The sequence below is a fragment of the Stenotrophomonas sp. SXG-1 genome (genome assembly GCF_014083965.1).
In the GTDB taxonomy this organism is placed as follows: Bacteria; Pseudomonadota; Gammaproteobacteria; order Xanthomonadales; family Xanthomonadaceae; genus Stenotrophomonas; species Stenotrophomonas geniculata.
This window is the reverse complement of sequence record NZ_CP046588.1, coordinates 2,129,091-2,148,325: the sequence shown is the minus strand read 5'-3', so window position 1 is coordinate 2,148,325 and position 19,235 is coordinate 2,129,091. Positions and strand designations below refer to the sequence as shown.

Sequence of the window (19,235 nt, the reverse complement as noted above, 5' to 3'; positions counted from 1 at the left end):
ACAACTGACCGGCGTGCAGCGCGCGGCCGTGCTGCTGCTGTCCCTGGGTGAGCTGGATGCAGCCGAAGTGCTGCGCCACATGGAACCCAAGGAGGTGCAGAAGATCGGCATCGCCATGGCCACCATGACCGACATCACCCGCGAACAGGTGGAACGGGTGATGGACCAGTTCGGCCAGGAACTGGGCTCGAAGACCTCGCTGGGCGTGGGCTCGGACGACTACATCCGCAACATGCTGGTGCAGGCGCTGGGCAGCGAGAAGGCCGGCAACCTGATCGACCGCATCCTGCTCGGCCGCAACACCACCGGGCTGGACGCGCTGAAGTGGATGGACCCGCGCGCGGTGGCCGATCTGGTGCGCAACGAGCACCCGCAGATCATCGCCATCGTGATGGCGCACCTGGAAACCGACCAGGCCGCCGACGCGCTGAAGCTGCTGCCGGACCGCACCCGCGTGGACGTGCTGCTGCGCATCGCCACGCTCGACGGCATTCCGCCGAACGCACTCAATGAACTCAACGAGATCATGGAGCGCCAGTTCGCCGGCAACCAGAACCTGAAGTCGTCCAACATCGGCGGCGTGCAGTGCGCGGCCAACATCCTGAACTTCATGGACAGCGGCCAGGACCAGGCGATCCTGGGCGAAATCGCCCGCATCGATGCGCCGTTGAGCAACCGCATCCAGGACCTGATGTTCGTGTTCGACGACCTGGTGGACCTGGACGACCGCGAGATGCAGCTGGTGCTGCGCGAAGTGAGCGGCGAGCGCCTGGGCCTGGCCCTGCGCGGTGCCGACATCAAGGTGCGCGACAAGATCACCCGCAACATGTCGCAGCGCGCGGCCGAGATCCTGCTGGAAGACATGGAAGCCCGTGGCCCGGTGCGCCTGTCCGACGTGGAAGGCGCGCAGCGCGAGATCCTGGCCATCGTCAAGCGCATGGCCGATGAAGGCACCGTCACCATTGGTGGCAGCGCGGAGGCCATGCTGTGAGCAACGTCGTGCGCTGGCTTGCCCCGGACCTGCTGGCCCAGCCCGACCCGGTGCTGGATCAGGAGGATGCGTTCGAACTCACCGAGCCGGACCCGGAACACGAACCCGAGCCACCGCTGCAGCTGCCGACCCTGGAGGAAATCCAGGCCATCCAGGACAGCGCCGAGAAGGAAGGCTTCCAGCACGGCCATAGCGAAGGTTACGGCCAGGGACAGGCGGAAGTGCGTCGCCTCGCCGCGCAGATCGAAGGCATCCTCGACAACTTCAGCCGACCGCTGGTGCGGCTGGAGAACGAAGTCGTCGGCGCACTGGGCGAACTGGCGGTACGCATCGCTGGCGCGCTGGTCGGCCGCGCCTACGAAGCTGACCCGGCGTTGCTGGCACAGCTGGTCGGTGAGGCGATCGACGCGGTGGGCGGCAGCACCCGCGAGGTCGAAGTGCGACTGCACCCGGACGACATCGCCGCCCTCGCCCCGCTGTTGAGCCTGCCGCCACAACAGCGCCTGGTGCCAGACACCAGCCTCAGCCGCGGCGATCTTCGCGTGCACGCCGAAGCCGTGCGCATCGACGGCACCCTGGAAGCCCGCCTGCGCGGCGCGCTGGACGCGGTGATCCGCCAGACCGGAGCCAATGCATGACCCCCGATCCGCAGCCGACGCCGCCACCGGCCGACTGGGCCATCGCCCGCAACCTGCGCCTGGCGCGTCGGCTCGATGGCCTGCGCGTGGATACCGCCCATGGCCGTGGCCTGATCCGCGAAGGCGTGCTGCGCCGCGCGGTCGGACTGACCCTGGAAGCGGTCGGCTGCGAAGCGCCGCTGGGTGCCAGCTGCAAGGTGGAAGTGGTCGATGGTGGCTGGGTCGATGCCGAAGTGGTCGGCTTCGCCGGCGAGCGCACTTACCTGATGCCGAGCGCGGAACTGCACGGCCTGCTGCCCAATGCGCGGGTGGTGCCGTCCGCACGCCGTGGCGGCGTTGAAGTGGGCGAAGGCCTGCTCGGCCGCGTCATCGACAGCGACGGCGTGCCGCTGGACGGCAAGGGCCCGATCCGCGCCGAGGGCCATGTCGGCATGGCCGGCGTGTCGATCAATCCGCTGGCACGTGAACCGATCACCCAGCCGCTGGACGTGGGCGTGCGTGCGATCAACGCGCTGCTGCCGATCGGCCGCGGCCAGCGTGTCGGCCTGTTCGCTGGTTCTGGCGTCGGTAAGTCGACGCTGCTGGGCATGATGACCCGCTACACCGCCGCCGACGTGATCGTGGTCGGCCTGATCGGTGAACGTGGCCGCGAAGTCCGCGATTTCGTCGAGACCACGCTGGGCGAAGAAGGACTGCGCCGCGCCGTGGTGGTGGCCAGCCCCGCCGACCGACCGCCACTGGCGCGTCTGCACGGCGCCTACCGTGCCACCGCCATCGCCGAATGGTTCCGCGACCAGGGCCTGAACGTGCTGCTGCTGATGGACTCACTGACCCGCTTCGCCCAGGCGCAGCGCGAGATCGGCCTGTCGGTCGGCGAGCCGCCGACCACCCGCGGTTACCCACCGTCGGTGTTCGCCAAGCTGCCGGCACTGGTCGAACGCGCCGGCAACGGCGCCAAGGGACGTGGCTCGATCACCGCGTTCTACACGGTGCTGACCGAAGGCGATGATCCGCAGGATCCGATCGCCGATGCAGCGCGCGCGATCCTCGACGGCCACATCCTGCTCTCGCGGCGCGTGGCCGACAGTGGCCTGTACCCGGCCATCGACGTCGAATCGTCGGTCAGCCGTGTGGTCACGGAAATCGCCGACGAGCCGTGGCGCCTGCGCATCCGCAAGTTGAAGCGACTGGTCTCGGCCTACTCGGCCAACCGCGACCTGATCGCCATCGGTGCCTACCAGCGCGGCAACGACGCGGCCACCGACGAAGCCCTGGAACGCTGGCCGGAAATCATGGAGTTCCTCGGCCAGGACGTTGCCAAGGCCGCAGATCTCCCGCACAGCCAGGCGGCGCTGCAGCGCCTGGTGGAACAAGAGAGTTAAGCCATGAACCAGTCCAAGCGCATCGATCCCCTGCTGAAGCGGGCCCAGGAACACGAGGACGCGGTGGCCCGCGACCTGGCCGAACGCCAGCGCGTGCTCGATACCCATCTGTCGCGACTGGACGAACTGCGCCGCTACGCCGAGGAGTATGCGAATGCGCAGATGGCGGCGACCAGCCCGGCGCAGCTGCTGAACCGGCGCGCGTTTCTCGACCGCCTCGACAGTGCGGTCGAACAGCAGCAGGCCACGGTCAATGGCAACCGCGAGAAGGTGGAAGCCGAGCGCGCCCGGCTGATCCTGGCCAGCCGTGACAAGGCCGTGCTGGAACAACTGGCCGCCAGCTACCGCGCACAGGAGAAGGTGGTGACGGACCGCCGCGACCAGCGCGAGATGGATGACATCGGTGCCCGCCGCGCCCGCCTGGTACAGATCGAAGACCAGGACGGCGCCGAGCAGGGAGGCCGCTCGTGATGCCCGCGCCATTGGCCAGCAGCGCCAACGCGCAGCCGCAGAATTCCGGCAGCAGCGCAACGCGCGCGCCACGCGGTGAGGGCAGCAAGGATTTCAGCCAGCTGCTGCAGGGGGGTGCGCCGGGCGCCGATGGATCCTCCAGGCCCTCGAACATGCCCACGTCGCCTGCACAGGGGCCGGCATCCGACAGCAATGGCCAGTCCAGCGCCGAGCGCAGGCCGGACAGCGCTGTCGTACCCGAAGAGACTGCGGCGACGGTGCCCCCGGTGCAAGCCAGGCCCGCTGCCGAAAAGGACGCCTCGGCGACGACCGAGGAAGCCCCATGGCCGCCGCTCGGCCTGGCAGGACTGGTACTGGCGGTACCGACGCCTGCCGATCCTGCCGCCGCTCTGCCAGCAGTGGCGACGGCCACCGATGCAGACGGCAACGCACTGCCCTCGCCCGCTGCACTGCCGGTCGCAGCAGCCCTGCCCTCCACAGCAGCGGCGACCGCTACGGCCACCGCCGAAGGCGACGCCCCCAATGGGGCCGACCAGGCGACCACTCTGCCGTTGCCTGAGCTGGTGCTGCCCGGCAAGCGCGGCGAGCGCGGTGAAGGCAGCGACGCAACCCTCATCGGCGACCGCGCCACGGCGCCGCTGCTGCATGCACCGGGCAACGCGGCTGTGCAGGATCTGAAGGCCGCGCTGGCCACGGGCAATGCCATCTTCAATGGCGAACCGACACCGAAGCCGGCGCTCGGCGACGATGGTTTCGACCAGGCAATCGGTGCGCGCCTGGGTTGGCTGGCCGACCAGAAGATCGGCCATGCCCACATCCGCCTGAGTCCGGACGACATGGGCCCGGTCGACGTGCGCCTGCAGTTGAACGGCGACAAGGTGCATGCCAGCTTCAGCAGCCCGCACGTGGATGTACGCCAGGCACTGGAAAGCAGCCTGCCGCGCCTGCGCGAACTTCTCGGCGAGCAGGGCTTCCAGCTGGCTCATGCCGATGTCGGCCACCAGGCCCCCGGTGGTGACGGCAATGCGTCGGGCCAGTCCGGTGGCGGCGGCATGGCAGGTGACGGAGAACCGTCGCCAGGCGACGCCAGCCTGTCGTCCGCGCAGTTGATCCGCCAGCGCGGGTTGCTGGACGCATACGCCTGACACCGCGCGAGCGGGTAGCGCCGGGCCATGCCCGGCGGAGCCCCAACCCTCCGCCGGGCATGGCCCGGCGCTACCGATACAGGCATCCGACGGAATTCCGTCACACCCCTCTGCCCCGGCTCCGGCACACCCCTTGCATATCCCGGTGAAGCAACCCTCAGGAGCTTCACCCCGTGGCCGCAGCCGCTGACAAAACCAAGAAGACCGCCGAGAAGGACAAGGCCGCCAAGCCGCGCAGTCCGATCCTGATCACCGCCCTGGTGGCCGTGCTGGCCGCCGCAGCCGCCGGTGGCGGCGTCTGGTTCTTCACCCAGTCCAAGCCGGAAGAGAAGACCGCGCAGGCCCCGAAGAAGTCCGCCACCCCGGCACCGGCGCAGTACTTCGCGCTGGACCCAGCCTTCGTGGTCAACCTCAACGGCCCCATCGACGGTCCGCGCTACCTGCAGCTGGAAGTACAGCTGATGACCCGTGACCCGGCCGCGCTGGAAGCGATCAAGACCCATGCGCCGGCCATCCGCGCACGCCTGCTGATGCTGTTCTCGCAGGTCAGCCCCGATCAGATCGCCGACGTCGCCGGCAAGCAGAAGCTGCAGGCCGCATCGCTGGCCGAAGTGCAGAAAGTGCTCAAGGCCGAGACCGGCAGCAACGGCGCCGACGATCTGCTGTTCACCAGCTTCGTGACCCAGTAAGGGCCCACCGATGAATGACCTGCTGTCCCAGGACGAGATTGATGCCCTGCTCCACGGCGTGGACAGTGGTGCGGTCGAGACCGATCCGGAACCGCCATCAGGCGAGGCGCGTTCGTACGACTTCGCCAGCCAGGACCGCATCATCCGTGGTCGCATGCCGACCCTGGAAATGGTCCACGAGCGCTTCGCGCGGCTGTGGCGGATCGGCCTGTTCAATCTGATCCGCCGTTCGGCCGAACTGTCGGTGCGCGGCATCGAGCTGATCAAGTTCAACGACTACATGCACTCGCTGTATGTGCCGACCAACCTGAACCTGATCCGCTTCAAGCCGCTGCGCGGTACCGGCCTGATCGTGTTCGAACCGACCCTGGTGTTCGCCATCGTCGACAACTTCTTCGGCGGCGACGGGCGCTACCCCACCCGCATCGAAGGCCGCGAGTTCACCGCCACCGAAATGCGGGTGATCCACCTGCTGCTGAAGCAGACCTTCGCCGACCTTCGCGAAGCCTGGGCACCGGTGATGGATGTCGACTTCGAGTACATCAACTCGGAAATCAACCCGCACTTCGCCAACATCGTGACGCCGCGCGAGTACGTGGTGGTGTGCCGCCTGCACGTCGAGCTCGACGGCGGTGGCGGCGACATCCACGTGACCCTGCCGTACTCGATGCTGGAGCCGATCCGCGAACTGCTCGACGCCGGCATCCAGAGCGACCGCAACGATCGCGACGAGAGCTGGGGCCAGACCCTGCGCGAACAGCTCAACATCGCCGAAGTCACCCTGTCCAGCGTGCTGGCCAGCAAGCGCATGACCCTGCGCGACCTGACCCAGCTGAAGGTCGGCGACATCCTGCCGATCGAACTCAGCCCGCAGGTGCCGCTGTGCGTGGAGAACATTCCCGTGTTCACCGGCGAGTTCGGCATCGCCAACGGCATGAACGCCGTGAAGATCACCGCTACCCATCCGCCGGGCACCCGCCCGCGCGCACCCGTCATCCAGGAAGACCCGCAATGAACGATATCGACGCCCTCGAACCGACCCCGGCCCAGTTCAGCAGCCTGCAGGCCGATGAGGCGAACGGTCCTGACCTGAACCTGGACGTGATCCTGGACGTGCCGGTGACCCTGTCGCTGGAAGTCGGTCGCGCCCGCCTGCCGATCCGCAACCTGCTACAGCTCAACCAGGGTTCGGTGGTGGAACTGGAACGCGGCGCCGGCGAATCGCTGGATGTATTCGTCAACGGCACCCTGATCGCCCATGGCGAAGTCGTGGTGATCAATGACCGCTTCGGCGTGCGCCTGACCGATGTGGTCAGCCCGAGCGAGCGGATCCGGAGACTGCGTTGAGCCTGCTGGCCTCCACCCTGCTGGCGGTCGGCAAGACCGCCGCCCCGGTTGGCCCGCAGGTCGGCCAGCATGCGGCCGCCGCACCCAGCCTGTTCGGTGCGGTGCTGGCTCTGCTGGCCGTGCTGGCCCTGGTCGTCGGCCTGGGCTGGCTGCTCAAGCGCATGCCCGGCAGCGGCTTCCGCCCGGCCGAAGGCATGAAGCTGGTGGCCAGCCTCAGTGTCGGCGCCAAGGAACGCGTGGTGGTGGTCGAGGTCAATGGCCAGCAACTGCTGCTGGGCGTCACCGCCGGCGGCATCAACACCCTGCATACCCTGCCCGAACCGCTGCCGCCGCCGGCACCGGTGCGCGTGCCGGACTTCAAGAACCTGCCGAATTTCGCCCAGCTGCTCCAGCAGCGGCTGCGCAAGGACCCCTGACATGCGTGTCACCCGTACCCGTCTTGCCACCCTGATGCCGTGGCTGCTGATGCTTGCCCTGTGCCTGTTGCCGGCACTGGCCTTCGCCGCCCCGGGCGCCCCGACCACGCCGCTGCCGGACATCAACGTCGGCAAAATCGGCGGTGCGCCGGTCAGCCTGCCGCTGCAGACCCTGCTGCTGATGACGGCGATCACCCTGATCCCGTCGATGCTGCTGGTGCTGACCTCGTTCACCCGCATCATCATCGTGCTGGGCCTGCTGCGCCAGGCATTGGGCACCGGCCAGACGCCGTCCAACCAGGTGCTGCTGGGTTTGGCGCTGTTCCTGACCGCAATGATCATGCTGCCGACCTGGGACAAGGCCTGGAGCACCGGCATGGCGCCCTATCTCAATGGCGAGATCGACTTCCAGACCGCCTGGACGCTGACCACCTCGCCGCTGCGCGCCTTCATGCTGGCGCAGATCCGCGAGACCGACCTGATGACCTTCGCCGGCATCGCCGGGCACGGCACCTACGCCAGCCCCGATGCGATTCCGTTCCCGGTGCTGGTCGCCTCGTTCGTCACCAGCGAACTGAAGACCGCCTTCGAAATCGGATTCCTGATCTTCATCCCGTTCGTGATCATCGACCTGGTCGTGGCCAGCGTGCTGATGTCGATGGGCATGATGATGCTGTCGCCGATGCTGGTGTCGGCACCGTTCAAGATCCTGCTGTTCGTGCTGGTGGATGGCTGGGTGCTGACCGTGGGCACGTTGGCGGCGAGCTTCAATCCGGCGTGATCGAAAGGCAGTCGAGCCTGGCTCGACTCTACATAAGCAGATGGAATCCGAATGTCTCCCGAACTTGCCTTGACCGAACTGCGTGGCGGCCTGATCACCGTATTGTGGGTGGCTGGCCCGCTGCTGCTCACCGTGCTGGTGGTGGGCGTGGTGGTGGGCGTGGTGCAGGCCGCGACCCAGCTCAATGAACCGACCATCGCCTTCGTTGCCAAGGCGGCGGCGCTGACCGCGGTGCTGTTCGCGCTGGGCAGCCTGCTGATCGGCCACCTGGTGGAGTTCACCACGCTGCTGTTCCAGCGCATTCCACACCTGATCGGCTAGGACACACGCTTCGATGGACGCCGCCACCCAGATGGCAGCCGACGGCCTGCAGGCCTTCGGCATGATCGGCACCGTGCTGTGGACCATGCTGCGCATCGGTGCCGTGGCCATGGCCATGCCGATGGTCGGCACCCGTGCCGTTCCCGCGCGGGTGCGCGTCGTGCTGGCCGGGACCCTGGCCATCGCGCTGGCGCCGCTGCTGCCGCCGGTACCGGAATGGACGGGCTTTGATGCCGCCACCGTGCTCACCATCGCCCGCGAACTGGCCATCGGCGTGTCCATCGGCTTCCTGCTACGGCTGGTGTTCGAGGCCGGGGCGATGGCCGGCGAACTGATTGCCCAGGGCACCGGCCTGGCCTTCGCGCAGATGAGTGACCCACTGCGTGGCGGCACCTCGGGCGTGATCGGCCAGTGGTTCTATCTGCTGTTCGGCCTGCTGTTCTTCACCGCCAACGGGCACCTGGCGCTGATCTCACTGGTGGTGGACAGCTACCGGGCGCTGCCGATCGGCGCGCCGCTGCCCGACCCGCACGCCTTCTTCAGCATCGCCCCGACCTTCCTGCTGACCGTACTGCGCGGCGCATTGACCCTGGCGATCCCGCTGACCGTGGCGATGCTGGCAGTGAATCTGGCGTTCGGCGTGCTGGCCCGTGCGGCCCCGGCACTGAACCCGATCCAGCTGGGCCTGCCGGTCTCACTGCTGCTGGGCCTGTTCCTGCTGGCGTTGCTGGCCGGGGAAATGGGCCCGCCGGTACAGCGCCTGTTCGACGCCGCCATCCAGGCTGCGGACGCGGTCACACACTGAACTGATCATCACGTTTTACTGCTTGCCATGCCTTTGTTTCTGTAGAGCCGAGCCCATGCTCGGCTGTCTTCGGCAGGAGCGGCAGCCGAGCATGGGCTCGGCTCTACAGGGGCGCAATTTCACGTTTTACTGCTTGCCCTTCCCCCGGGTCCGCGCGTTAGAGTGAATGCGCGGCAACCGGGGGGATGCCGCACGTGGCCGCCGCCCTGCGTCGGCCTGCCTCATGCATGCCCCACCGTGGTTTCCGTCGACAGGCAGGTCCGGGAGACTGACGAATGCTGGTAGGCACGTACAACCCGTGGCTGGTGGCGATCTCGCTGCTGGTTGCCGTGATGGCTTCGTACACTGCGCTGGCAATGGCCGGGCGCACGGTCACCGCCCCCGGCAAGGGCGCGGCGTGGTGGTGGCGCCTCGGTGGTGGCTTCGCCATGGGCCTGGGCATCTGGTCGATGCATTTCATCGGCATGCTCGCCTTCGACCTGCCCATTCCGCTCGGCTACGACCTGCCCATCACCCTGCTCTCCCTGGCCCTGGCCATCGCCTCGTCAGTGTTCGCACTGTGGCTGGTCTCGCTGCGCACCCTGCCGCATCCGCGCCTGGCTGGCGGCGCACTCTTGATGGGTACCGGTATCGCCGGCATGCATTACGTTGGCATGGCCGCAATGCGCATGCAGCCGGGCATCGACTACGACCCGGGCTGGCTGCTGTTTTCGCTGATGGTGGCGGTCGCTGCTTCGTGGACGGCCCTGTACGTTGCATTCCGCCTGCGTGCGCAGCGCACCCGTGTCGGCGACCGGCTGGCCGCTGCCGGCCTGCTCGGGCTGGCCATTGTCGGCATGCACTACACCGGCATGGCCGCCGCGCGGTTCCCGGAAGGCAGCATCTGCGGTGCGGCGGTGGGCGATGGACTGCAGAGCGAATGGCTGGCCATGCTGGTGGTGATGCTCACCGTGGCGATCCTGGCCGTGGTGCTGGTGGTGTCCTGGCTGGACCAGCGGGTGGAGGCGCAGCTGCTGCGCCTGCGCAATTCCCTGTTGAGCACCTCGCTCACCGACGCGCAGCAGGAACTGACCCAGGCCGCGCTACACGACCCGCTCACCCGCTTGCCCAACCGCCTGCTGCTGCAGCGTCGGATCGTGCAGGCACTGGCCGAGGCCGAACAGGGCGGCAGCCGTTTCGCGGTGATGTTCATGGACCTGGATGGCTTCAAGCAGGTCAACGATGCCTATGGCCATCAGGCCGGTGATGCACTGCTGGTGGCGGTGGCCGAACGTACGCGCCAGCTGCTGCGCCCCCACGACATGCTGGCCCGTCTGGGCGGGGACGAATTCGTTCTGGTGGTGCGCATCGAGCACGACGAGGACCTTCCGACCCTGGCCCGCCGCATCCTGCAGGCGGTAGGCAGCGGGCCGTTGCTGGCCGACAACGAACTGCAGGTGACCGCCAGCATCGGCGTGGCGATCTGCCCGGACCACGCTGCCAGCGAGCGGCAGCTGATGGCCTTCGCCGATGCAGCGATGTACCAGGCCAAGGAATCCGGACGCAACGCCTTCGTGCTGTTCGCCGACTGGATGAATGACAGCGCCGAACAACAGTTCCGGCTGCTGGCCGACCTGCGCCGTGCGATCGGCAGCGAGCAGCTGTTCCTGCACTATCAGCCGAAGATCCGCGTGGCCACGCAGAAGGTGGCCGGTGCCGAAGCACTGATCCGCTGGAAGCACCCGGAGCACGGGCTGATCCCACCGGACCGCTTCATCCGCCTGGCCGAACGCAGCGGCGCGATCAACGAGATCGGTCGCTGGGCACTGGACCAGGCCTGCCAGCAACTGCGGCGCTGGCGCGACGCCGGGCATGAAGGCTGGTCAATGTCGGTGAACCTGTCGCCGGTGCAGTTCAGTTCGCCGCACCTGCTGCAGGATGTGCGTGAAGTGATCGAACGCTATGACATTGCCCCGCGCCACCTGGTGCTGGAGATCACCGAAAGCACGGTCATGCGCGATACCGATACCAGCCTTCGCCTGCTGCAGGCCTTGTCGGCGCTGGGCGTGGGCATCTCCATCGATGATTTCGGAACCGGGTATTCCAGCCTGCTGTACCTGAAGCGGCTGCCGGCCACCGAGATCAAGATCGACCATGCGTTCGTGCGCGACCTGGAACACAGCGCCGAAGACGTGGTGATCGTCTCGGCCATCGTAGCGCTGGGCCACGCGCTGGACATGGACATCGTGGCCGAAGGCGTGGAAACCGCCGCGCAGCGCGCCTACCTGGAGCGCCTGGGCTGCGATTACCTGCAGGGCTACCTGCTGGGCCGGCCGGTGGACGCCGCCCGCTTCATGCAGCTGCACGACCTGCCGCGGCCACGGGTGGAACTGGCGCAGAGCCCGCCGCCCAGCGACAACGCTCCCCTGTAGAGCCGAGCCTGCGCTCGGCTGCTCTTCGCAACCAATCCAAACATAGCCGAGCATGGGCTCGGCTCTGCAAATAGGTCCACGCCGTGCGTGGATAGGCAACACCCCATCACGGAACAGTTCTTGCATCCACCCCGGCAACCCCTGCCGCAGTGCCTGTGATGTCCGAGAACGAATCCGCCGGCGAAAAGACCGAACAACCCACCGAAAAACGCCTGCGCGACGCCCGTGAACAGGGCAACCTGCCGCGCTCGCGCGAACTCGGCACCGCCGCCGTGTTCGGTGCCGGCGTACTGGCGGTGATGGCCATGAGCGGCTCGATCGGCCGCGGCGCCACGGCCTGGATGAAGCAGGCGCTCAGCCCGGAACAGAGCCTGCGGCAGAACCCGAAGGAACTGTTCGGCCACTTCGGCGACCTGCTGCTGCAGTTCATGCTGGTGATCGCGCCGCTGGTGCTGGTCTGCCTGCTGGCCAGTTTCGTCGCACCTCTGGTGATGGGGGGCCTGCGCTGGTCGCAGAAGGCGTTGCTGCCCGACATCAACCGCATGAACCCGATGAGCGGGCTCAAGCGCCTGTATGGCCCGGAGGCCATCGCCGAGTTCACCAAATCGCTGCTGCGCGTGGCCTTCGTCGGTGTCGCTGCCGGGATGGTGGTCTGCACCGGCTTCGACACCCTGCGCGGGCTGATCCACCACCCGCTGGAGACCGCCATCACCGACGGCCTCGGCTTCACCCTGCGCCTGCTGCTGGCCACCGCCGGTGCGATGCTGGTGCTGGCCGCCATCGACGCGCCGTACCAGCGCTGGAACTGGATGCGCAAGCTGAAGATGACCCGTGAAGAGCTGCGCCGGGAAATGAAGGAAAGCGAGGGCAGCCCCGAGGTGAAGGGCCGCATCCGCCAGCTGCAGCAGCAGATGGCCAACCGCCGGATGATGGAGGCGGTACCCACCGCCGACGTGGTGGTGGTCAACCCCACCCACTACGCGGTGGCCCTGAAGTACGAAGGTGGTGCCATGAACGCCCCGACCGTGGTCGCGCTGGGCGTGGACGAGACCGCCCTGCGCATCCGTGAAGTGGCCGACGGCAACAAGGTCGCGATCGTCTCCGCCCCGCCTTTGGCACGCGCCTTGTATCGGGAAGGCCAACTCGGAAAGGAAATCCCCGTGAGACTGTATTCGGCCGTCGCCCAGGTCCTGTCCTACGTCTACCAGCTGCGCGCCTGGCGCACTGGCCCGATGCCGGACGCCCCGCACATCCAGGTGGATGAATTCGGCAAGGGAGGCCGCCCGTGAGCGCCCAGCCCTCCACCGGTTTCAACACCCGCCGCGCTCTGGAAATGATCCGCCAGGGCCTTGGCGCGCCGCTGATCGTGCTGGCCCTGCTGGCCATGGTTGTGGTCCCGCTGGCCGCACCGGTGCTTGATGCGCTGTTCACCTTCAACATCGCCATCTCGCTGATGGTGCTGCTGGCGGTGGTCTACGTGAAGCGCCCGCTGGACTTCACCATCTTCCCGATCGTGCTGCTGATCACCACCATGCTGCGGCTGGCGCTGAACGTAGCCTCCACCCGCGTCATCCTGCTCAACGGCCAGAACGGCCACGATGCGGCCGGCAAGGTGATCGCCGCCTTCGGCGAATTCGTGATCGGCGGCAACTACGCGGTCGGCATCGTGGTGTTCGCGATCCTCACCATCATCAACTTCGTGGTGATCACCAAGGGCGCCGGCCGCGTCTCGGAAGTGACCGCGCGCTTCATCCTGGACGCGATGCCCGGCAAGCAGATGGCGATCGACGCCGACCTCAACGCCGGTTTGCTGACGCGTGAAGAAGCCAAGCTGCGCCGTGAAGAAGTCCGCGAGGAAGCCGACTTCTACGGCGCAATGGACGGCGCCAGCAAGTTCATCCGCGGCGACGCCATCGCCGGCATCCTGATCCTGTTCATCAACATGCTTGGCGGCCTGGCCGTAGGCGTGCTCCAGCATGGCATGCCGTTCGGCGACGCCGCCGCCACCTACACCCTGCTCTCCATCGGTGACGGCCTGGTGGCGCAGCTGCCGGCGCTGCTGGTCTCCAGCGCGGTGGCGATGCTGGTCACCCGCGCCTCGCGCTCGCAGGACATGGCCCAGGCCATGACCGGCCAGGTGTTCGGCCAGTACCGTGCGCTGGCGATCACCGCCGGCATCATCGGCGTGGTCGGCCTGGTGCCGGGCATGCCCAACGTCGCTTTCCTGACGCTGTCCGCGATCCTCGGCTTCATCGCCTGGAAGGTCTACCGCAAGGGCAAGGCCGCGGCCACCGACCCGGCAGCCGCAGGCAATGACGCCGCCGCGCTCAACGCACTGGGTCGCCCGGCCGCACCGGCGCCCACCGCCGAACTGAGCTGGGACGAGCTGCGCCCGGTCGATCCACTGGGCCTGGAGGTCGGCTATCGGTTGATCCCGCTGGTGGACGCCAACCAGGGCGGCGAACTGATGGCGCGCATCAAGGGCGTGCGCCGCAAGCTGACCCAGGACGTCGGCTTCCTGATCCCGTCGGTGCACATCCGCGACAACCTGGAACTGCCGGCCAACGGCTATCGCGTGCTGGTGCACGGCGTGCCGGTGGCCACCGCCGAGATCCACCCCGACCGGGAACTGGCCCTGGACCCGGGCAGCGCGCTCGGCGCACTGGAGGGCATTGCCGGCAAGGATCCCGCGTTCGGCCTGGATGCCACCTGGATCCAGCCGCACCAGCGCGCCCAGGCCGAAACGCTGGGCTACACGGTGGTCGACCCGGCCACCGTGGTCGCCACCCATCTGTCGCACCTGATCCGCGAACACGCACCCGAGCTGCTCGGCCATGAGGAAGTGCAGCACCTGCTGGCCAACCTGGCCAAGAGCGCGCCCAAGCTCGTCGAAGATCTGACGCCGAAGGCGCTGCCGCTGTCGGCGGTGGTGCGCGTGCTGCAGAACCTGCTGGTCGAGCGCATTCCGATCCGCCAGCTGCGCAAGATCGCCGAGGCACTGGTCGAACATGCGCCCAGCAGCCAGGACCCGGCCGTGCTGACCGCCGCGGTGCGCACCGCACTGGGCCGCTTCATCGTGCAGGAGATCGCCGGAATGTCGGCGGAGCTGCCGGTGTTCACCCTCAACCCGCAATTGGAACGTGTCTTGCAGGAGTCCACGCAGGGCAACGGCGCCGCGCTGGAACCCGGACTCGCAGAGCGACTGCACCAGAGCCTGGCCGAATGTGTCAGCAAGCAGGAAGCGCGAAACGAGCCGGCGGTCGTGCTGGTACCGGGCCCGGTGCGCGCCGCGCTGGCGCGCCTGGTCCGCCACAGCGTCCCGTCGCTGTCGGTCCTGGCCTACAGCGAGGTGCCGGAGGACAAGCGCCTGAAGCTGGTCGGAACGATCAGCTGACGCCGCCCTCCGATGCGCCAGAAAACAGACACCACTTTCGAACCAACGCAACAGACAGACACCAAGGGGAACCCGCACCGTGCAGACCACCGACCACCCGAGTTCTCCGACCGCCACCCCGCCGTCTTCGTCCCGTGACCACAGCATGAAAATCAAACGATTCGTCGCCGCCGACATGCGCTCGGCCATGAACCTGGTGCGCAAGGAACATGGTCCTGACGCCGTGATCCTGTCCAACCGCCGGATCGAGGAAGGCATCGAGATCGTCGCCGCCGCGAACTATGACGAGAGCGCCGTGCAGCGTGCACTGGAAGCCTCGCGCCGTGACGTGGCACCGCCGCCGGCACCCAAGCCGCGCACCGCCGCCGATGCCGTCATTGCCGCAGTCACCCGCCGTCGCAGCAACACCCCCGCTCCGGAACCGGTTGCCGCGACCACCTCGGCCGTGGCCGCCCTCGCCCGCGCCGCGGTCGGTGCCACCGGCCGTACCCTGGACAGCGCCGACGAGATCGTGCCGACCCGCGGCAGCACCGGCTTCGCCGCGACCCTGGCCCGCGCTGCCGTCAACGAACCGGCGCTGCCCGAACAGATCTTCGCCCCGTTCGCCGAGGCCATCGTTGCACCGGCATCGGCACCGGCCGCCAGCGCGCCAGCCAACCGTGCCCGCTTCCAGGTCGACCCGCCGCACGAGATGCATCACGAAAGCGCGGCCCCCGCCGTGCAGCCGCCGCCGCTGCCGGGCGCGGCTCCGACCGAAGCACAGCCGGAGATCGCCGCCAGCGAACCGGCAGTGGCCGACGCCGTCATCGAAACCTCGCCGGAGCCCACCCTCGCCCCGGCCCCGGTGCTGACCGTGGTCGCCCAGGACGACGCCGAGATCCGCCAGCTGCGCCAGGAAGTGGCCGGCATGCGCCAGGTGATCGAGCGCGAGATGAACCGCTTCACCGACGAGCGCCTGCGTGGCTGCCCGGTGCGCGCCACCGCGCTGGACCTGATGGACGAGTACGGTTTCGACGCCGGCCTGGCCCGCGACGTGGCCATGCAGATCCCGCTGGAGACCGAAGCCCACCGTGGCCGCGGCCTGATGCTGGGGCTGATTTCGCGCAAGCTGCCGATCGCCCCGGTCGACCCGCTGGAAGAAGGCGGTGTGATCGCCCTGGTGGGCCCGACCGGCGCCGGCAAGACCACCACCATCGCCAAGCTGGCCTCGCGCTTCGCCGAGAAGCACGCGCCGCGTGATGTGGCCCTGGTCACCACCGACACCACCCGCATCGGTGCCCGCGAGCAGCTGTACGGTTACGGCCGCCAGCTCGGCATCGCGGTGCACGAGGCCAACAGTGGCACCGACCTGGACCAGCTGCTGGAACGCCTGAAGGACTACAAGCTGGTGCTGATCGACACCGCCGGCCTGGGCCCGCGCGACCGCGCGCTGGCCGCCCAGCTGCAGTGGCTGCGTGCCGCCCGCCAGGTGCGCACCCTGCTGGTGCTGCCGGCCAATACCAGCTTCGGCGACATGGACGAGGTGGTCCGCCGCTTCGGCGCCGCCAACCTGCAGGGTCTGGTGCTGAGCAAGCTGGACGAGACCGGCCGCTTCGGCAACGCCCTGTCGGTGGCCGTGGACCATGCCCTGCCGATCACCTGGGTGACCGATGGCCAGGACGTTCCGGAGGACCTGCACCGGGCCAGTGCGGCCAATCTCGTACTTCGCCTTGAAGATTTGCGCCGCGCGGCCGATATGCCCTGCAACCCGGAGTTGAACCATGCCGTCGCGTGAGTACGCCAAGCTGACCAAGACCTTCCCGCTGTCGGCCACCCGCAGCGAGCCGCTCGGCCCTGTGCGCACCATTGCCGTCACTGGCGGCAAGGGCGGCGTGGGCAAGACCAACGTTTCGGCCAACCTGGCCGTGGCGCTGGCCGGCATGGGCAAGCGCACGCTGCTGCTGGACGCCGACCTTGGCCTTGCCAACATCGACGTGATCCTGGGCCTGAACCCCACCTTTACCCTGGCCGATCTGGTCGCCGGCCGCTGCACGCTGGATGACGTCATCGTCGAAGGCCCGAACGGCGTGCTGGTGGTTCCGGCCGCGTCCGGTCGCCGGCACATGGCCGAGCTGGCCCCGGCCGAGCACGTCGGCCTGGTCAACGTGTTCTCCGAACTGGAACGCGAACTGGACATCATGGTGGTGGACACCGCCGCCGGCATCACCGATGGCGTGCTGACCTTCTGCCAGGCCGCGCAGGACACCGTGGTGGTGGTCTGTGACGAGCCGGCCTCGATCACCGACGCCTATGCGCTGATCAAGGTGCTGTCGCGCGAGCGCGGCGTGGACCGCATCCAGGTGGTGGCCAACATGGTGCGCGACCCCAACGAGGGCCGCGTGCTGTACGAAAAGCTGACCCGGGTCTGCGAGAAATTCCTCGCCGATGTCTCGCTGAACTATCTGGGCTGTGTGCCGCAGGATGATTGGCTGCGCCTGTCGGTGCAGCGCCAGCAGCCAGTGGTAAAGGCCTACCCGTCCAGCCCGGCCGCGTTGGCGATCACCGAGATTGCCCGCCGTACCGCACGCTGGCAGGCGCCGACCGAACCGCGCGGCGGCGTTGAGTTCTTCCTCGAGCGTATTCTCAAGCAGCGCGGGGTGGCCGCATGAAAGGCGCAGCCCAGTACCGGGAAGTCCAGCGCACGGCGGCCAACGAGGTCATCGCCCAGCATTCGGACCTGGTGCGGCGCATCGCCCACCACCTGGCCGCACGCCTGCCGGCGAGCGTCGAGGTCGACGACCTGATCCAGGCCGGCATGATGGGACTGATCGAAGCCTCGCGCAGCTATGACGCCGACCAGGGGGCTTCGTTCGAGACCTATGCCTCGATCCGCATCCGCGGTTCGATGATCGATGAGATCCGCCGTGGCGACTGGGTGCCGCGCTCGGTGCACCGCCGTGCACGTGATGCCGCCGCCACCATCCGCCGCCTGGAACAGAGCAGTGGCCGTGCCGCCAGCGCCACCGAAGTGGCCGCCGCGATGGAGATGCCATTGCCCGAGTACCTGCGGCTGATGGAAGACGCTGCCCGTGGCCAGGTGCTGAGTCTTGAATCGCGCATCGAGGACCAGGGCGAGCTGGACACCGTGGCCCAGGGCGGCCCGACCCCGCAGCAGGTGCTGGAGCGGGGCGAGTTCGGCCGCGAGCTGGGCAAGGCCATCGGCCACCTGCCCGAGCGCGAACAGCTGGTGCTCTCGCTGTACTACGAGCAGGAACTGAACCTGAAGGAGATCGGCGCGGTGCTCGGCGTGAGCGAGTCGCGGGTCTGCCAGATCCACGGCCAGGCGGTACTGCGCCTGCGTGGCCGGCTGAAGCTGTTCGAGGCCGCCGACGCCGGCCTCGAAGAATGAACATCCCCGAGGCGGCTGCCCCCGGCCGTCCGGAATGAACAACAAAGGAATTCTGCTTTGAACAAGAACATGCGCATCCTGATCGTCGACGACTTCTCGACCATGCGTCGAATCGTCAAGAACCTGCTGGGCGATCTGGGCTTCACCAATACCGCCGAAGCCGAGGACGGGCATGCCGCGCTGTCGCTGCTGCAGAGCCAGCCGTTCGATTTCGTGGTCACCGACTGGAACATGCCGGTGATGACCGGCATCGAGCTGCTCAAGGCGATCCGTGCCGATGCCAAGCTGAAGACCCTGCCGGTGCTGATGGTCACCGCAGAAGCCAAGCGTGAACAGATCATCGAAGCCGCCCAGAGCGGCGTGAACGGCTACATCATCAAGCCGTTCACCGCGCAGACGCTGGAAGAGAAGCTCGGCAAGATCTTCGAACGCCTGGCGGCCAGCGCCTGATGGATACCACGGTCGACAAGAGCGCCCTCGCCCTGCGCCTGCAGGAGGCCCTGGACGCACTCGAGTCCGGTGACGAAGCCGCCTGGCGGCAGCGCATCGACGGACTGGTCGCGCTGCGCACGCAGCCGATGATGAGTGGGCTCTCGCGGCTGGCCCGCGAACTGGGGCAGGCGCTGGGTGAACTGCCGACCGTGCCGAGCGAAGCCGGGGAACTGGACGATGCCTGCGCGCGCCTGGACCACGTGGTGGCGATGACCGAGCAGGCCACGCACCGCACCCTGGACCTGGCCGAGGAATGCCGCAGCCTGACCGAACAGCTGCGCGCCGAAGGCCTGCAGCCGGGCCAGGACGCGCAGCTCGAGCGCATCCGCCACAACCTGACCGAGATCGCCCTGACCCAGAGCTACCAGGACCTGACCGGGCAGATCATCCGTCGCGTGGTGGGCATCGTCCGCCGCGTGCACGAAGGCTTCGGCGCACTCGGCCTGCCACCGGAACAGCATCGCACCGACCCGGAACTGGCCGGGCCGGCACTGAAGGGACTGGACCGCCACGCGGTCTCGCAGAACGACGCCGACGACCTGTTGTCGGATCTGGGGCTGTAAG

20 protein-coding genes are annotated in these 19,235 nt (G+C 68.0%); all 20 read left to right on the top strand.

Translation table 11 applies throughout. The features are described from left to right. The first annotated feature begins 4 nt into the window (after positions 1–4). Positions 5–991, top strand: coding sequence for a flagellar motor switch protein FliG (gene fliG, locus GOC52_RS09885; RefSeq protein WP_024958226.1), 987 nt, complete (start codon positions 5–7; stop codon positions 989–991). Next, complete coding sequence (locus GOC52_RS09880) at positions 988–1,629, top strand: FliH/SctL family protein (RefSeq protein ID WP_010485931.1); 642 nt, start codon at positions 988–990, stop codon at positions 1,627–1,629. The genes fliG and GOC52_RS09880 overlap by 4 nt, the downstream gene beginning before the upstream one ends. Next, the gene (locus GOC52_RS09875) at positions 1,626–3,011 is read left to right on the top strand and encodes a FliI/YscN family ATPase (protein WP_010485933.1); all 1,386 of its coding nucleotides are present in this window, start codon (positions 1,626–1,628) and stop codon (positions 3,009–3,011) included. Before GOC52_RS09880 ends, GOC52_RS09875 begins: the two co-directional genes overlap by 4 nt. Before the next feature lie 3 nt (positions 3,012–3,014). Next, positions 3,015–3,482: a flagellar export protein FliJ gene (fliJ, locus tag GOC52_RS09870; RefSeq protein WP_010485935.1), complete on the top strand. Its 468-nt coding sequence runs from the start codon at positions 3,015–3,017 to the stop codon at positions 3,480–3,482. Further along, complete coding sequence (locus GOC52_RS09865) at positions 3,482–4,627, top strand: flagellar hook-length control protein FliK (RefSeq protein ID WP_191851295.1); 1,146 nt, start codon at positions 3,482–3,484, stop codon at positions 4,625–4,627. Before fliJ ends, GOC52_RS09865 begins: the two co-directional genes overlap by 1 nt. Before the next feature lie 173 nt (positions 4,628–4,800). Continuing rightward, positions 4,801–5,316 (top strand): flagellar basal body-associated FliL family protein, encoded by a 516-nt coding sequence (locus tag GOC52_RS09860; RefSeq protein ID WP_057504318.1) that lies wholly within the window; start codon positions 4,801–4,803, stop codon positions 5,314–5,316. A 10-nt stretch (positions 5,317–5,326) separates the two neighbouring features. After that, positions 5,327–6,331 carry a flagellar motor switch protein FliM gene (gene fliM, locus GOC52_RS09855; protein WP_010482429.1) on the top strand — a complete coding sequence of 335 codons (1,005 nt, stop codon included), beginning with the start codon at positions 5,327–5,329 and terminating at the stop codon, positions 6,329–6,331. Next, a complete protein-coding gene (gene fliN, locus GOC52_RS09850; protein ID WP_005409543.1) occupies positions 6,328–6,663 on the top strand; it encodes a flagellar motor switch protein FliN in 336 nt (111 codons plus the stop codon). Before fliM ends, fliN begins: the two co-directional genes overlap by 4 nt. Then, complete coding sequence (gene fliO / locus GOC52_RS09845; RefSeq protein WP_010482437.1) at positions 6,660–7,079, top strand: flagellar biosynthetic protein FliO; 420 nt, start codon at positions 6,660–6,662, stop codon at positions 7,077–7,079. The genes fliN and fliO overlap by 4 nt, the downstream gene beginning before the upstream one ends. 1 nt (position 7,080) lies before the next feature. Continuing rightward, positions 7,081–7,860, top strand: coding sequence for a flagellar type III secretion system pore protein FliP (gene fliP, locus GOC52_RS09840; protein ID WP_043395553.1), 780 nt, complete (start codon positions 7,081–7,083; stop codon positions 7,858–7,860). A 51-nt stretch (positions 7,861–7,911) separates the two neighbouring features. Further along, entirely contained in the window at positions 7,912–8,181 is a 270-nt protein-coding gene (locus GOC52_RS09835; RefSeq protein ID WP_005413254.1) for a flagellar biosynthetic protein FliQ, read from the top strand. 13 nt (positions 8,182–8,194) lie between these two features. After that, complete coding sequence (gene fliR, locus GOC52_RS09830; RefSeq protein WP_049454599.1) at positions 8,195–8,986, top strand: flagellar biosynthetic protein FliR; 792 nt, start codon at positions 8,195–8,197, stop codon at positions 8,984–8,986. A gap of 275 nt (positions 8,987–9,261) precedes the next feature. After that, positions 9,262–11,397: a putative bifunctional diguanylate cyclase/phosphodiesterase gene (locus GOC52_RS09825; RefSeq protein ID WP_191851293.1), complete on the top strand. Its 2,136-nt coding sequence runs from the start codon at positions 9,262–9,264 to the stop codon at positions 11,395–11,397. Between the two features lie 158 nt (positions 11,398–11,555). Continuing rightward, on the top strand, positions 11,556–12,686 hold the full coding sequence (flhB, locus tag GOC52_RS09820) for a flagellar biosynthesis protein FlhB (RefSeq protein WP_191851291.1): 1,131 nt from the start codon (positions 11,556–11,558) through the stop codon (positions 12,684–12,686). 44 nt (positions 12,687–12,730) lie between these two features. After that, positions 12,731–14,791: a flagellar biosynthesis protein FlhA gene (gene flhA / locus GOC52_RS09815; protein WP_171955051.1), complete on the top strand. Its 2,061-nt coding sequence runs from the start codon at positions 12,731–12,733 to the stop codon at positions 14,789–14,791. 145 nt (positions 14,792–14,936) lie between these two features. Continuing rightward, on the top strand, positions 14,937–16,565 hold the full coding sequence (flhF, locus tag GOC52_RS09810; protein ID WP_029379820.1) for a flagellar biosynthesis protein FlhF: 1,629 nt from the start codon (positions 14,937–14,939) through the stop codon (positions 16,563–16,565). Beyond that, positions 16,552–17,439 (top strand): MinD/ParA family ATP-binding protein, encoded by an 888-nt coding sequence (locus GOC52_RS09805; protein ID WP_010482449.1) that lies wholly within the window; start codon positions 16,552–16,554, stop codon positions 17,437–17,439. The genes flhF and GOC52_RS09805 overlap by 14 nt, the downstream gene beginning before the upstream one ends. Then, positions 17,436–18,179, top strand: coding sequence for an RNA polymerase sigma factor FliA (locus GOC52_RS09800; RefSeq protein WP_010482450.1), 744 nt, complete (start codon positions 17,436–17,438; stop codon positions 18,177–18,179). Before GOC52_RS09805 ends, GOC52_RS09800 begins: the two co-directional genes overlap by 4 nt. 57 nt (positions 18,180–18,236) lie before the next feature. Beyond that, positions 18,237–18,629 carry a chemotaxis response regulator CheY gene (gene cheY, locus GOC52_RS09795; protein ID WP_006365466.1) on the top strand — a complete coding sequence of 131 codons (393 nt, stop codon included), beginning with the start codon at positions 18,237–18,239 and terminating at the stop codon, positions 18,627–18,629. After that, the gene (locus tag GOC52_RS09790) at positions 18,629–19,234 is read left to right on the top strand and encodes a protein phosphatase CheZ (RefSeq protein WP_010482455.1); all 606 of its coding nucleotides are present in this window, start codon (positions 18,629–18,631) and stop codon (positions 19,232–19,234) included. Before cheY ends, GOC52_RS09790 begins: the two co-directional genes overlap by 1 nt. The last annotated feature ends 1 nt before the right edge of the window (position 19,235 follow it).